Consider the following 14,624-nt stretch of genomic DNA (forward strand, 5'->3'; position numbering starts at 1 on the left):
GGAAGAATCCGGTCCACGGCGCGTCGGCCGTTCCCCCGAACGGCCCGCACCTCACGTCGCGGTCATGCCGCGATCACGCCGCGGCTGCCGCGGCTGCCGCGGAAACGCCCGTGCGACCCGCGTCGGGCCCGTCATATCCTGCGGGCGGAGATCATGTCCGCAGTGCCCGAGGAGGCATCCATGACCGCACGTACCGCCGTCATCACCGGCGCGAGCAGCGGGATCGGAGCCGCGACGGCGCGTCAGCTCGCCGCCGCCGGTTACCGCGTCGTCCTTACCGCCCGCCGCTGGGACCGGATCAAAGCGCTCGCCGCCGAACTGACCGACGCGGGACACCATGCGGTCGCGTACGCCCTCGACGTCACCGACCGACCCGCCGTCGACGCCTTCGCCACCGCCCTCGGCGACTACCCGTCCGTCGACGTCCTGGTCAACAACGCGGGCGGCGCGCTGGGCGCCGACCCCGTGGCCAGCGCCGATCCGGCCGACTGGCGCACGATGTACGAGGTCAACGTCCTCGGCACGCTCCACGTCACCCAGGCCCTGCTGCCCGCCCTCACCGCCTCCGGCGACGGCACGGTCGTCGTGCTCTCCTCGACGGCCGGTCTCGGCACCTACGAGGGCGGCGGGGGCTACGTCGCCGCCAAGCACGGGGCGCACGTCATCGCCGAGACCCTGCGCCTGGAACTGTGCGGCGCCCCGGTCCGGGTCATCGAGGTCGCACCGGGCATGGTGAAGACCGAGGAGTTCGCCAGCACACGCTTCCGGGGCGACAAGGAGAAGGCCGCCGCCGTCTACGCGGGCGTGGCCGAGCCCCTGACGGCCGACGATGTCGCCGACACCATCACCTGGGCCGTCAGCCGCCCCAGCCACGTCAACATCGACCTGCTGGTGGTCAGGCCCCGCGCCCAGGCGTCGAACTCCAAGGTGCACCGCGAGAGCTGACGCAGGCCGCCAGCGGCCCGGCCCGGCTCATCCCGGTCCGGCCCGGCACAGCGAAAACACAGCGAGAGCACAGCGAAAGGGGGCAGACGTCGCGTCCGCCCCCTGTGCCACCCCCGTACGCCGCGGTGCTCCTCACCGGCCCGCGCACCACGCGCCAGCCTCGGCACACGCACGCCAGCCCGGCACACACACGTCAGCGCGTCACCACACCTCAGCCCTTCACGCAGACGACCTGCTTGAGCTTCGCGACGACCTCGACCAGGTCCTTCTGCTGGTCGATGACCTTCTCGATCGGCTTGTACGCGCCCGGGATCTCGTCCACGACACCGGAGTCCTTACGGCACTCCACGCCCCGCGTCTGCTCCTCCAGGTCCCGCGTCGAGAACCGCTTCTTCGCGGCGTTCCTGCTCATCTTCCGGCCCGCGCCGTGCGAGGCCGAGTTGAAGGACGCCGGGTTGCCGAGGCCCTTCACGATGTACGAGCCGGTGCCCATCGAGCCCGGGATGATGCCGTACTCCCCCGACCCGGCCCGGATCGCCCCCTTGCGGGTCACGAGCAGGTCCATGCCGTCGTACCGCTCCTCGGCCACGTAGTTGTGGTGACAGGAGATAACGGTGTCGAAGGTCACCGTGACCTTCTTGAACTCCTTGCGGACGACGTCCTGGAAGAGCGCCATCATGATCGCCCGGTTGTTCTTCGCGTACTCCTGCGCCCAGAACAGGTCGTTGCGGTACGCCGCCATCTGCGGGGTGTCGGCGATGAAGACCGCGAGGTCCCTGTCGACCAGGCCCTGGTTGTGCGGCAGCTTCTGGGCCTGGCCGATGTGGTGGTCGGCCAGTTCCTTGCCGATGTTCCGGGACCCGGAATGCAGCATCAGCCACACCGAGCCCGCCTCATCAAGGCAGAATTCGATGAAGTGATTGCCCGATCCGAGCGACCCCATCTGCTTCGTGGCCCGGTCCTGACGGAACTTGACCGCTTCGGCCACTCCGTTGAACCGTGCCCAGAAGTCGTCCCAGCCCGCCGTCGGGAGGCCGTGCAGCCGCCCCGGGTCGACCGGGTCGTCGTGCATGGCACGCCCCACCGGGATGGCTTCCTCGATCTTCGCCCGCAGCCGCGACAGGTCGTCCGGCAGGTCGTTCGCGGTCAGCGAGGTCTTCACCGCGCTCATCCCGCAGCCGATGTCCACACCGACCGCCGCCGGGCACACCGCGCCGTGCATCGCGATGACGGAACCGACCGTGGCCCCCTTGCCGTAGTGCACATCAGGCATGACGGCCAGGCCCTTGATCCACGGCAGGGTCGAGACGTTGCGCAGCTGCTGCATGGCCACGCCCTCGACGGTCGCGGGGTCCGCCCACATGCGGATGGGAACCTGCGCCCCTGGCACCTCGGTGTACGACACGACGACTCCAATCCCCCGTAAAGCTCAGAAAAAGCAAAAGCCGGACTCAAGGCCGCATATGTCTCCGCGGACCGGCGAACGTGCTAGCGGTTGAGGTAAACATTGTCTCCACCAGCCGCCATGGCGCGGCAACCAGTTTTCCGGGGAAGGGAACCGCGGACAGTGCAGCGAAGGCCGTACGTACCAGGCACCGCGCTCACCGCCGCTGTGCTCGTCACCGGACTCGCCGGATGCACCGGCGGCTCATCCGCCAGCGGTGAGGATGACGGCAAATCCGGGAGTTTCAGTTCCACCGCGAACGTCAAGCCCGGTAAGTTCCGTACTCTTCCAGAGCCCTGCGGCACCGTGGACGGCGACACGCTGCGTTCGATGCTGCCCGGTCTTGAGAACGCGGACGAGGACGAGCAGGAAGCGGTCTTCGAGGGCCAGCCCGCCGTCACATACGACACCGACCGCCGCGTCGGCTGCCGCTGGAAGCTGGCGACGCCGGAGGGCACCCGGCACCTGACGCTCGACTTCGAGCGCGTGGTGTCGTACGACCCGGCGATCGGCGACGACGACCGGGCGGCGGAGACGTACGCGAAGAAGTCGGCCGCCGCGAAGATCCCCACCTCCGATGAGACGGGCACCCCGACGACGCGCCCCCCGCGGACGGGCACCGCCAAGCCGGACGGCGAGGAGACGAAGACCGCCACTCCCTCCCCCGGCACCGGCACCGACGCCGCCACCGGCACCGACACGGAGATCGGCGCGGATACAGACACGGACGCGGACGCGGACACGAGGGCGGGCACCGGCACCAGGGCGGGCGCCGAGACCGGCGCCGCGACGGACGGCCGCAACGGTGCGACCGCGGACGCCGGGGCGGCGCCCGGGCGGGACCCCGGCGAAGGCGCGACCCCCAGTGGGAAGCCGGGCAGCAAGCCGGGCGCCGACCCCGGAGCTTCCGGCGGTTCCGCCGACCCGGACGACGACGCGAGCGATGACGGCGACAGCGGCGCCGGGGACGGAGACGGAGACGGAGACGAGGGTGACTCCGGCGACGGTCCTGACCTGTCCCCCCGTCAGCTGGACGGGATCGGTGACGAGGCGTTCCTGAACGACAAGTTCAGCACCGCGGACTCCGGTGTCCACCGCGACATCACCATCGTCTTCCGAACCGCCAACGTCGTCGTCACGCTGGAATACGACCAGTGGTCCACCGACCAGAAGGTCGTCCCCAACAGCGAAGAACTGCAGCGCAAGGCCCAGGACCTGGCCCGAAAGCTGCCCGGGCACTTCAGCGAATAGTCCGGCGAGTACCGTCGCATTTCGGCCAGCCGTACGCATCGGCCGCGTACCGTGCCGTCTAGTCACGCGGCAGGACGGCCGCCCATCGACAGAGAATGAGCGAAGGACCGACCCATGCACCGAACAGCACCGCGACTCGCCCGAATCATCGCCTGCGCAGCCGTACCCGTGATGCTCGTCGCAGGCTGCTCCTCCGACTCCGATGACAAGGACTCAAGCGACGCCACCAAGTCGGCTACCCCGAGCCCTTCGCCGACCGTCAAGCCCGCGAAGTTCGCCAAGCTGCCCGAGGCGTGCAAGACGCTGCCGAAGAAGACCGTGGAGAACCTGGTCCCGAAGGCGAAGGACAAGAAGGGCAAGACGCTGCCCTCGGCCAACATCAACGAGTCGGGCAGCTGCCTGTGGAGCGGTTTGGACGGATACCAGTACCGGCTGCTCACGGTCACATTCAAGCTGTTCCACTCCGACGTCGGCTTCGGCACGGGTGACGCGCGCGCCCAGAAATTCGCCGCCCAGCAGGTCGAGAAGGCCACCACGGCGGACGGGGCGAAGGACGCCAAGACCGCGAAGGCGACGGGCATCGGCGACGAGGCGACCACCGTGGCCACGAGCACGAAGAAGGACGGTGACGACTTCAGGAACCAGACCGTCGTCACCCGCACCGCCAACGTGGTCGTCACGGTCGAGTACGACGGCGCGGGCTACGAGGACGCGAAGCCGCCGAAGACGGACGAGCTGATGAAGGACGCACGGAACGCGGCCAAGGAAGCCGTCGCCGCCGTGGCCGACAGGAACAAGTAGCCGCCGGGCACACAGGGCGTACGCGGCCCGGACGCCGCCCCGTACTCACCACCCAGCCCATACGTCCCACACACACCACACGGACAGACGCACGTACAAACCACAGACAGACCACACACACCACACACACCACACGGTCCCCCGCCGTCGGCGCTTGACGCGTATGCCAGGCTGGGCGCGCCTGTTGCCGATGGCGGGGAGGGACCGCGGGTGGCCGCGATGCAGTTGACGCGCACACACCGAATACTCATCGGGGTGGTCATCGCCGGAGCCGTGATGATCGCCGGGATCGGCTTCGTGGGCTCCTACGCCGCCGTCCGCGACCTCGCCCGCGACAAGGGCTTCGGCGACTTCGCCCACGTCTTCCCCATCGGAATCGACGCCGGAATCGTCGTCCTCCTCGCCCTTGACCTGCTGCTGACCTGGATTCGCATCCCGTTCCCGCTGCTCCGGCAGACCGCCTGGCTGCTCACCGCGGCGACCATCGCCTTCAACGGGGCGGCCGCCTGGCCCGATCCGCTCGGCGTCGGCATGCACGCCGTGATCCCCGTGCTGTTCGTCGTCGCCGTCGAGGCGGCACGGCACGCGGTCGGGCGTATCGCCGACATCACCGCCGACAGGCACATGGAGTCGGTGCGCATCACCCGGTGGCTGCTGGCCCCGGTCCCCACCTTCCGGCTGTGGCGCCGCATGAAGCTTTGGGAACTGCGGTCTTACGACCAGGTCATCAAGCTCGAACAGGACCGCCTCGTCTACCGCGCCCGGCTCCAGGCCCGCTACGGCCGCGCCTGGCGCCGCAAGGCACCCATCGAGTCGCTGATGCCGCTGCGACTGGCCCGCTACGGAGTCCCGCTGGCGGAGACCGCCCCGGCGGGGCTCGCCGCCGCGGGCATCACCGTCCCCGCCGCCGAGGCACGGCCGGCGGCCGCGGAGACCGGACGGGCGCTCGCGGCGAACGAAGGCCCCGCGGAGCTGCCGACAGCGTCGCCCAGCACGGTCGGGGCAGTTGGCACGGTTGGTGGGGCGGTGGGCACACCCACCTCGTCCGACGCGACCGCCGCACCGACCGCCACCCAGCCCACCGAGCAGTCGCCCACCGAGCGAGAAGCGGCCGAACCGACGGCTCAGCACGCCTCCCCGTCCCCGTCCCCGCAGGTCTCCGAGCCCCTGCCCGTGGCTGTGCCCGTGCCCGTGCCCGAACGTTTCCCTGGCCACGGCGCTGGACGGAACGCCGAGGGGGACGCGGAACACGCGGTACAGGCGGAACAAGCCACCGCACCGCGTACGGACGCACCGATTGCCGACGAGCCGACGCCCACCGCCGCGTACGCCGCTGAGCCGGACCCCGCACAGGTGACCGTGCCGGTCGGCTCCGGCAGCCGCCGTCGAGCGCTCGGCAACGCGCAGGTCACCGGGTACGCGGGCGGTGCCTCGCCCTACACGGCCGACCAGCCGCGCGTGCCACACCAGCAAACGACGAGACCCGCCCCCGAACCCCCGCCGTCCGACGACCACGACTACGACGGTGTCCAGAACCAGAACCAGAACCAGAACCGGGACCAGAGCCAGGACCAGGATCAGAATCAGATCCAGGAGCTGGAGGCCGCGCTGGATGGCCCGGTGAGCCCGGTGAGCCTGGTGAACAGGCTTCCGGACGACGTGCCGCGCGAGGAGGCGTTCTACGGCGCCTTCCGGCGGTTCGTAGCCGAGCGGGGCGACTTCCCCGAGGCCCGGCCGTTCAGCCGCTATCTGCTCGACCTCTACGGAGTCACAGGCCCCGGCGGGGGCCCGCTTCCCGCCAGCTCCCTACGCGGTGAGCTACGCGAGTTCCGCGAGCGGTACCGCATGGAGATGGAGACGCAGCACATCCCGTAGACGGGCGGGCTCAGGACTTGTCTCCGGTGCGGTACTCCGGTGCGAGGCTCGCGGACTCCCAGACCGCGGAGGGGGCGCGGAGGGGCGCGGAAACGTGACTCAGACCTGCCCCCGCTTGCGTGCCATGCGGGCCGACTCGCCCCACAGCGCGACGACGGCGCCGACCACCGCTATGCCCACGTAGCCCACCGTGGGGACGTCGAACCACTGCTGGAGCATGCCCCAGGGTCTGTCCGTGAAGTACCGGCCGAGGAGTCCCAGCGCGCCCTGGATGGCGGCCACGATTCCGACGATGCCCAAGATCTCTCTCATGGGCCCAGCATCGCCCGCGTGCGCGCCCGAATCGTCCTCCGCTGGACCGATGTCCGGGTCAACCGAACGACGCAGTCGCCCCAGCGGCGACCACCGCAGGCGGCACGCGCGAAGGGCCGCCCCCAGCAGGGAAGGCGGCCCTCCGTACACACAACGAACACACCAGTCACGCCCGCCGGCCACACCCACACGCCCGGCGCGAACCCGGCACGGCGCGAGGGCCCGGTCCGGCGCTACGCGCCCAGCAGCTTGCGCACCCGGTCGGCACCGACCGCCAGCAGCAGCGTCGGCAGCCGGGGGCCGGTGTCGCGGCTGACGAGCAGCCGGTACAGCAGGGCGAAGAAGGACCGCTGGGCGACCTTCAGCTCCGGGCTCGGCTTGGCGTCGGCGGGCAGGCCCGCCTGGAGCTTCGGCACGCCGTAGACGAGGGTGGTGAGCCCGTCGAGCGACCAGTGGTCGTCGAGGCCGTTCAGGAGCAGCCGCAGCGACTCCCGCTCGGTGTCGCCCAGCGAGACCAGCAGCTCCGTGTCCGGTTCGTCGCGTACGAGCGTGCGCTGCTCGGCCGGGACCTGGGTGGTGATCCAGTGCTGCGCGCGGTCGAGCCGGGGCCTGGCCTCGTCGAGCGTCTTGACCGGGTTGGCCGGGTCGAGGTCGCTGAGGATGCGCAGCGTCTGCTCGTCGTGGCCGCCGGTGATGTCGACGACCGAGGCGAGCGTGCGGTACGACAGCGGGCGCGGCGTCTTGGGCAGCTCACCGGCGGCGGTGCGGGTCGCGCGGCTGTACGCCGCCACGTCCGCGGGCTGGGCCGTGCCGTCCTCGATCTTGCGCTCCAGCGCGTCCCACTCGTCGTAGAGCCGCTGGATCTCCTGGTCGAAGGCGATCTTGAAGGACTGGTTGGGCCTGCGGCGCGCGTACAGCCAGCGCAGCAGCGGTGCCTCCATGATCTCCAGCGCGTCGCCCGGGGTCGGCACGCCGCCCTTGGAGGACGACATCTTGGCCATGCCGCTGATGCCGACGAACGCGTACATCGGGCCGATCGGCTGCTGCCCGTCGAAGACCTCGCGCACGATCTGGCCGCCGACGACGAAGGACGAGCCGGGAGAGGAGTGGTCCACTCCGCTGGGCTCGAAGATCACGCCCTCGTACGCCCAGCGCATCGGCCAGTCGACCTTCCACACCAGCTTGCCGCGGTTGTACTCGGACAGGAGCACGGTCTCCGCGTGGCCGCAGGCGCAGGTGTAGTGCAGTTCGGTCGTGTCGTCGTCGTACGAGACGACCGTGGTCAGGTCCTTCTCGCAAACCCCGCAGTACGGCTTGTACGGGAAGTAGCCCGCGCCGCCCGCGCCGCCGTCATCCTCGCTGGCGGCGCCGGAGCCCTCGGCCGCCTGGATCTCGGCCTCGTCGACCGGCTTCTGCTGCTTTTGCTGCTTCTGCTGCTGCTGCTTGGAGGCGCCGGTGGCCTTGTCCTTGGTGCGATACCGGTCGAGGACCGCGTCGATCGCGCCACGGTGCTTCATGGCGTGCAGGATCTGCTCGCGGTACGCGCCTGAGGTGTACTGCTCGGTCTGGCTGATGCCCCGGTACTCGATGCCCAGCTCGCCCATGGCCGTGATCATCGCGGCCTTGTAGTGCTCGGCCCAGGAGGCGTACGGGCTTCCGGGCGGGGCGGGGACCGAGGTCAGCGGCTTGCCGATGTGCTCGGCCCAGGACGGGTCGATACCGGCGGGAACCTTGCGGAACCGGTCGTAGTCGTCCCACGAGATGAGGTGGTCGCACTCGATCCCGCGACGCCTGACCTCGTCGGCGACCAGGTGCGGGGTCATGACCTCACGCAGGTTGCCGAGGTGGATCGGGCCGGAGGGGCTGAGGCCCGAGGCGCAGACGACGGGTTTGCCGGGGGCGCGACGCTCCGCCTCGGCAATGACCTCGTCTGCGAAACGGGAGACCCAGTCGGCCTCGATGCTCTGAGCCACGGTCGGCACTTCCTTCCTTGCGGTCCTGGCGGTGACCATTCTCCCAGACGGCGGGGGCGCTTCCGGGGTTGCGTTACGGGGTCGCGTTCCGGGGTCGCGTTCCGGCGCCGCGCCGTCACACCGGCTTCCCGTCTTCCGGGCCCGCGGGCAAAAAACCGGCTGGATGCGCCGTGGGATACTTGGCTGACCCTTCGCACCTCTAAAGGAATGGCACCCCTGTTATGGCCTCGGTCCCTTCCCTAGCCGCTACGGTCCACCAGCGCGTCGCGGACGCCCTCTCGGCTGCCCTGCCGGAGGCCGGTTCCGCCGACCCTTCCCCTAGCTCTTCGAGCTGGGGAGACCCCATGCTGCGACGAAGCGACCGGGCCGACTTCCAGGCCAACGGGCTGCTCGCCCTCGCGAAAAAGCTGAAGGGCAACCCGAGAGAGCTGGCCACCAAGGTCGTGGACGCCCTCCCGGCCGGTGACGTGCTGAAGGACATCGAGGTCTCCGGCCCCGGCTTCCTCAACATCACGGTCACGGACCAGGCGATCACGCGGACGCTGGCGGCCCGCGCCGCCGACGCGCGGCTGGGCGTTCCGTACGCGGAGCAGCCCGGCACGACGGTCATCGACTACGCCCAGCCGAACGTCGCCAAGGAGATGCACGTCGGTCATCTGCGGTCCGCCGTCATCGGCGACGCGATGGCGAAGATCATGGAGTTCGCCGGCGAGAAGGTGATCCGCCGCCACCACATCGGCGACTGGGGCACCCAGTTCGGCATGCTCATCCAGTACCTGATCGAGCACCCGCACGAGCTGGACCACAAGGACGGGCGCGAGGTCTCCGGCGAGGAGGCCATGTCCAACCTGGGCAGGCTCTACAAGTCCTCACGCACGCTGTTCGACTCCGACGGCGAGTTCAAGGCGCGGTCGCGGGACCGGGTGGTGGCGCTCCAGGCGGGCGACGCGGAGACGCTGGCCTTCTGGCAGCGCTTCGTCGACGAGTCGAAGATCTACTTCTACTCGGTCTTCAGCAAGCTCGACATGGAGATCAGCGACCCGGACGTGGTCGGCGAGTCCGGCTACAACGACATGCTGGAAGAGACCTGCCGCATCCTGGAGGAGACGGGCGTCGCCGTCCGCTCCGAGGGCGCGCTGTGCGTCTTCTTCGACGACGTGAAGGGCCCGGACGGCAACCCGACCCCGCTGATCGTGAAGAAGACCAACGGCGGCTACGGCTACGCGGCCACCGACCTCTCCGCGATCCGCGACCGTGTCCAGCACCTCAAGGCGGACACCCTGCTCTACGTGGTGGACGCCCGGCAGTCGCTGCACTTCCGGATGGTCTTCGAGACCGCGCGGCGCGCGGGCTGGCTCAACGACGACGTCGACGCGGTGCAGCTGGCCTTCGGCACGGTGCTCGGCAAGGACGGCAAGCCGTTCAAGACCCGTGAGGGCGAGACGGTGCGGCTGGTGGATCTGCTGGACGAGGCCGTGGACCGGGCGTCCGCCGTGGTCCGCGAGAAGGCCCAGGACCTCACGGACGAGGAGATCGCCGAGCGGGCGACGCAGGTCGGCATCGGCGCGATCAAGTACGCCGACCTGTCGACGTCCGCGTCACGCGACTACAAGTTCGACCTGGACCAGATGGTCTCCCTCAACGGCGACACGTCGGTCTACCTCCAGTACGCGTACGCCCGTATCCAGTCCATCCTCCGCAAGGCGGGCGAGACCCGCCCCACCGCCCACCCGGAGCTCGAACTGGCCCCGGCCGAGCGCGCGCTGGGCCTGCACCTGGACCAGTTCGCCGAGGTCCTGTCCGACGTCGCCACGACGTACGAGCCGCACAAGCTCGCCGCGTACCTGTACCAACTGGCCTCGCACTACACGACGTTCTACTCGGAGTGCCCAGTCCTCAAGGCGGACAGCCAGCCCCAGGTGGAAAACCGCCTCTTCCTGTGCGACCTGACCGCCCGCACCCTCCACCAGGGCATGGCCCTCCTGGGCATCAGGACGCCTGAGCGGCTGTAACGGCTCACATTCCGGGCTCGGGCTTTCACACGTCGGCGCCCCGCCTTCCCTTGTTACATGGGAAGGCGGGGCGTCGGCGATCGACTATTCTAGTACCCCACGGTCTGCCCGTCGGGGACCTGGAAGCAGGCTGAGACGAGGTCCACGTGCAGCATGGGCCTCTTCAACTCGGAGTTGGGCGAGGGCTCAAGCAGGCGGATACGCACCGAGAACTTACTCTTCTTGGAATCAGCGACGAGGTAGAGACTTCGGGCCTCACTGTTTTCCCGACCAGACTCTGATACGTCCCAGCCCTTTTCCGGAAGGTCTTCCTTCAGTCGCGCCATGGTCCGCTTCATGTCCGCGGCCGGGGCACCCACAAGGGACCAGGGGTTGCGAATCACATAGAACTTTTCCGAATCCCTGCCTCCGCAGACGCCAACCCCCGGCCCTGAGTCTTTTACGTCTCCGCGCAGGCCTATGACGTCCAGAAGCTCACTGGACAGCACCTCCGCTTCGCCCTTGACCTCAGAAACTTCCTTAGTCACAGGCTTTTCTTCCTGCTTAGCACCTGAATCACCCATACCCGAACACCCCGTCATGACGATCACCGATACCGCAGCCAGCGCGGCGAGAGAGAGCTTCCGACTTCCCATACCAGTCCGGTAGAACCTACGCATCTCTCACCATTACTCCTTGACTACCTGGTCCGGATTTCCCGTGACAACGCCCGCCTGGTTCAGGAGGCTCTGCGAACCGCTTTTCCAGTAGTCACTGTGCTCCTTGGTGTCAGTGCTCATTTGGTTAGCGCCGAAGCGGTCATCGCTGGGGATGACATAGTCGAGGCCCGAGTCCCAGTGCCACTCACGGTGACCATGCGGGACGCGGCCGATCTCTGGTACCCAGTCTCCGAGGGCCTCCTCGTTCCACACGTGACCCGTGGGGACGTCCATGTCAGTCGCCCGCCCCACTTGCACGCCGGGACTGCCAGCGAAGATCACGTCGTCCGCGTTAAGGTCTCCCTGCCGGGCGGCAGAGCCGATCAGGGTGGTGCCGTAACTATGGCCAATCACGGTCGTGTGATTGTCGGAACCAGCTTCATTCGTTGAGTTGAGCCCGTCGATGAATCGGTTGAGCCCCGGAGCACCATCGTTTGCATAGTGGCTGAAGGGGGAATCCTTCGCGACGTTCTGCGGCGCGTCGTAGCCTAGCCACGTGATGGTGGATACCTTAGACCCATCGGTCATCGAATCCGACGATCTCCACAGTTCGGTCATGCGCTTGATGTCGCCGTCGAGGTTCCCCAGGCCCGCCTTCGTGCCCGGCACATAGACCGCCGTGTGATCAGCCGTGTCCGGGTTTCCATTGGCGATAATCGCACGCCCTCTGCCTTCCGGGTCAAACCCCAACAGATATGCGGGCGGCAGGCCCGTGTCAGTACTGTCCAAGCGGCTTTGGATAGACTGCATGCCTTTTAGGGAGGCATCAAGATGTGACTTCTTGTCCCCCCACTCCTTATCCCACGCTATCCACTTTGCCGAACGTGTCGCATACGGGCTCCCCACCGATCCCGGAACGATTTTGGCCGGTTCCTTGGGGACCTGCGCCAGCTTGATTCCGTACTGGCCCCGCTTCTCGGCGAGCACCGTCCGGTTCGCCTCGTCGCGGACCTCGGCCGGAAGGCCGTCCAGCGCACCCACACTGGCGGGGCGCAAGGTGACCAGGGCCTCCTGCTCGTCCTTGGACAGCTCTTTCCACCAGGCGGCGTTGTCCTTCGGGGTGCCGTCCTTGGGCGGGGACTTGATGTCGTCGAGGTAGTGCGCCGCTCCCTTGCGGACGTCGCCCATGTCCCGCTGCGCGTCGGCCCAGTCCTTGTGCGAGACGTTCAGGTCGTCGTCCGCCTTCAACTGCCGCAGCTTCGGCGCCCAGATCTGATCGGCCTCCGTCGCTTCTCTGATCGCTGTGGCGATGCGGTCGGCGTACTGCTGGGCCCGGGCACGGTTCGGGTTGGGGTTGAAGTTGCCCGCTTGGCGGTCTAGCGCGTCGGCCGCGCTGCTGGCGTCCCCGGACACGTCGATCGGGTCGGAGGACGGCTTGCCCGAGGCGATGCCGGACACCGTGCCGCCTGCCGGTGTCTTGCCGTCGGCCTTCTCGCCCGCCGCCGGGTAGCTGACCGAGCCATCGGCTTCCACCGTGAACTTCTCGCCCTCGGCGTCCGCGACGGCCGCGTCCAGCTTGCTTTTGGCTGCCCGCAGGTCGACGGCCAAGGCGCTGAGGGCCGTGCCGATGAGGCCGCATTCGACCTGAACGTAGTGGAAGTTCTTCGCCAGGGACAGGAACTGCTTTCCCGCCGACGTCATGGCTTCGCCCTCCAGGAACTTCCGCATCTGTACCGTGATCTGGTTCTCGATGCTGTCCTTGGCCGAGCCTGCCATGTTGCTGGCCGTGCGATACCCGTCCGCCTCGTCCTCGAACGCCTGGGGCTTGAGTGCTTTGAGCGTGCCGTAGTCCATGGGTCAGCTCACTTACCCGCGCCACGGCCGCCGACGGTGGGAGTGTCGTCGTAGCGGTCGCCCACCTTGTCGAACGCGCCGTGTATCGCCTGGTCGTTCTTGTAGTGGTCGGCGCCCGCCTTCTCCAGCACTCCCCGCAATGCCCGACATCTGCCGCTCACGTCGCTCAGGTAGCGCTTCCACGAGGCATAGACCTCTCGCTGGGCCACCGCACTCTCCACGCCGCCCAGCGCGCCCTTCTGCCCGTCTTCCAGCTCCGCCAGTGCTTTCCTGATGTGTCCCGCCAGCGTCTCGACGCCGGCGCCCGCATCGCTCCATGCCGCCTTGGCCGATTTCACGTAGCCCCCGCCGTTCCCTTCGGCCCTGGCCAGATTCATGCTCACTGAAGCGTCCCGCTTCAGCTCGGCCCACTCCCTGGTCAAACGCCATCGTTCCCCCCTCGCGGACAGCACTCCTCACTCTCCGACGTATGAAGGTAACAAGGCGTAGAGGGCGGCCCGGTGGCGCCCCCGGTTGGTCGGAATGCCCGGGTCCGGTCGGCCCCCGACACAGGCCGGTTACGGGATCGGCTACTGGATCGGTTACGGGATCGGGTCGACCGTCGGGCTTTCCCGGGCGAGGAGGTCGCGGGCGAACTGTTCCCACTGGGCGTAGCGGTCGGGGTGGGCCGAGCGCTGGACGGCCTGGGCCGCGTTGCCTGGGGGCATGGCCAGCCAGCCGGGGATCTGGAGCAGGCCGGGGTTGGTGCCGAACGTGGCTACTCCGTAAAAGGACTTGGACGAGGTGGGGACGTGGGTGATCTGCTCGGGAGTTCCCCAGCCGGTGCTCGGGCGCTGCTGGAAGATGCCGAGTGAGTCGTGGTCCACCGGCGTCAGGTAGTTCACGAATTTCGATTCCTGCATGGCCGTCATCAAAGCGATGACCTGGCCTTGTTCGGGAATGCCGGCGCCTTTGCCGACTCCGATCACGGTGCGGGCGTTGGCCAGTTCTTCCGGGCCGAGGTCGGCGGCGGTGCGGAAGACCTGGTGCAGTTCCGCGTCCGACGCCTGCTGGAGTTCCCGTGCCGTTCGCGCGTTGACCGTGCCGGTCTGCGGCAGACCGTGTCTTGCCTGGAACCAGGCCACGCCGTGCGCGTTGCCGTCGCCAGGGGCGGCCGAGGCAGAGGAGGAGGGCGGCGCGGCATGGGCGGTGCCCTCGATGACAATCGCCACGAGAGCGGCGGCCAGGACGGTGGTGAGTTTCCTCATGCGCATACCGCACCGTGATGTGCTCTTGTCAATTCTGTCAACCCTTTCCCTCCGGCACCCGGATATGCCGCGCTGCCACTCGTGGCACGTGCCGCATGACGCCACGGCCGTCGGCGAGGAATCGCGCGCACCGCGTATTCCGTACCGCCTGGGGCGACTACCGCTACCGCGCCTTGAATGCCGACATGTGCGATATCAGCATGCCCGGAAGTACGCGCTGGGACACCGCCACCACCCACCGTCATTTACGTACGTCCGGCGCTTTCACCCGA

General features: G+C 68.5%; 12 protein-coding genes. 5 read left to right on the forward strand and 7 right to left on the reverse strand.

The features are described 5' to 3' along the window. The first annotated feature begins 180 nt into the window (after positions 1–180). The gene (locus tag AC5P1B_RS29520) at positions 181–945 is read left to right on the forward strand and encodes an SDR family NAD(P)-dependent oxidoreductase (RefSeq protein ID WP_493891010.1); all 765 of its coding nucleotides are present in this window, start codon (positions 181–183) and stop codon (positions 943–945) included. A 211-nt stretch (positions 946–1,156) separates the two neighbouring features. On the opposite strand, the gene AC5P1B_RS29525 is transcribed toward AC5P1B_RS29520, so the two are convergent. Beyond that, positions 1,157–2,350 (reverse strand): RtcB family protein, encoded by a 1,194-nt coding sequence (locus AC5P1B_RS29525; RefSeq protein ID WP_493891012.1) that lies wholly within the window; start codon positions 2,348–2,350, stop codon positions 1,157–1,159. A gap of 162 nt (positions 2,351–2,512) precedes the next feature. Between AC5P1B_RS29525 and AC5P1B_RS29530 the strand changes: the two genes are divergently transcribed. The 3 genes from AC5P1B_RS29530 to AC5P1B_RS29540 all read left to right on the forward strand — a co-directional run bounded on the left by AC5P1B_RS29530 (position 2,513) and on the right by AC5P1B_RS29540 (position 6,316). Next, positions 2,513–3,640, forward strand: a complete 1,128-nt coding sequence (locus AC5P1B_RS29530) for a DUF3558 domain-containing protein (RefSeq protein ID WP_493891013.1) — start codon at positions 2,513–2,515, stop codon at positions 3,638–3,640. Positions 3,641–3,754: 114 nt separating this feature from the next. After that, entirely contained in the window at positions 3,755–4,441 is a 687-nt protein-coding gene (locus AC5P1B_RS29535) for a hypothetical protein (protein WP_493891014.1), read from the forward strand. Between the two features lie 219 nt (positions 4,442–4,660). Next, positions 4,661–6,316 carry a DUF2637 domain-containing protein gene (locus AC5P1B_RS29540; protein ID WP_493891015.1) on the forward strand — a complete coding sequence of 552 codons (1,656 nt, stop codon included), beginning with the start codon at positions 4,661–4,663 and terminating at the stop codon, positions 6,314–6,316. Positions 6,317–6,415: 99 nt separating this feature from the next. Here the strand turns inward: AC5P1B_RS29540 and AC5P1B_RS29545 are convergent, their stop codons facing one another. Then, on the reverse strand, positions 6,416–6,628 hold the full coding sequence (locus AC5P1B_RS29545) for a hypothetical protein (RefSeq protein WP_493891016.1): 213 nt from the start codon (positions 6,626–6,628) through the stop codon (positions 6,416–6,418). Between the two features lie 233 nt (positions 6,629–6,861). Beyond that, the gene (gene lysS, locus AC5P1B_RS29550) at positions 6,862–8,610 is read right to left on the reverse strand and encodes a lysine--tRNA ligase (protein WP_493891017.1); all 1,749 of its coding nucleotides are present in this window, start codon (positions 8,608–8,610) and stop codon (positions 6,862–6,864) included. 212 nt (positions 8,611–8,822) lie between these two features. On the opposite strand from lysS, the gene argS reads away from it, so the two are divergent. Then, complete coding sequence (gene argS, locus AC5P1B_RS29555) at positions 8,823–10,613, forward strand: arginine--tRNA ligase (RefSeq protein WP_493891018.1); 1,791 nt, start codon at positions 8,823–8,825, stop codon at positions 10,611–10,613. An 89-nt stretch (positions 10,614–10,702) separates the two neighbouring features. On the opposite strand, the gene AC5P1B_RS29560 is transcribed toward argS, so the two are convergent. From AC5P1B_RS29560 to AC5P1B_RS29575, 4 genes are all read right to left on the reverse strand, one after another. Beyond that, the gene (locus AC5P1B_RS29560; protein ID WP_493891020.1) at positions 10,703–11,272 is read right to left on the reverse strand and encodes a hypothetical protein; all 570 of its coding nucleotides are present in this window, start codon (positions 11,270–11,272) and stop codon (positions 10,703–10,705) included. A 9-nt stretch (positions 11,273–11,281) separates the two neighbouring features. Then, positions 11,282–13,105: an alpha/beta hydrolase gene (locus AC5P1B_RS29565; protein ID WP_493891021.1), complete on the reverse strand. Its 1,824-nt coding sequence runs from the start codon at positions 13,103–13,105 to the stop codon at positions 11,282–11,284. 8 nt (positions 13,106–13,113) lie between these two features. Next, positions 13,114–13,527: a hypothetical protein gene (locus AC5P1B_RS29570; protein ID WP_493891022.1), complete on the reverse strand. Its 414-nt coding sequence runs from the start codon at positions 13,525–13,527 to the stop codon at positions 13,114–13,116. Positions 13,528–13,686: 159 nt separating this feature from the next. Next, complete coding sequence (locus AC5P1B_RS29575) at positions 13,687–14,358, reverse strand: peptidoglycan-binding protein (RefSeq protein WP_493891023.1); 672 nt, start codon at positions 14,356–14,358, stop codon at positions 13,687–13,689. Positions 14,359–14,624 lie beyond the last annotated feature (266 nt).

Source organism: Streptomyces sp. A01 (assembly GCF_059026195.1).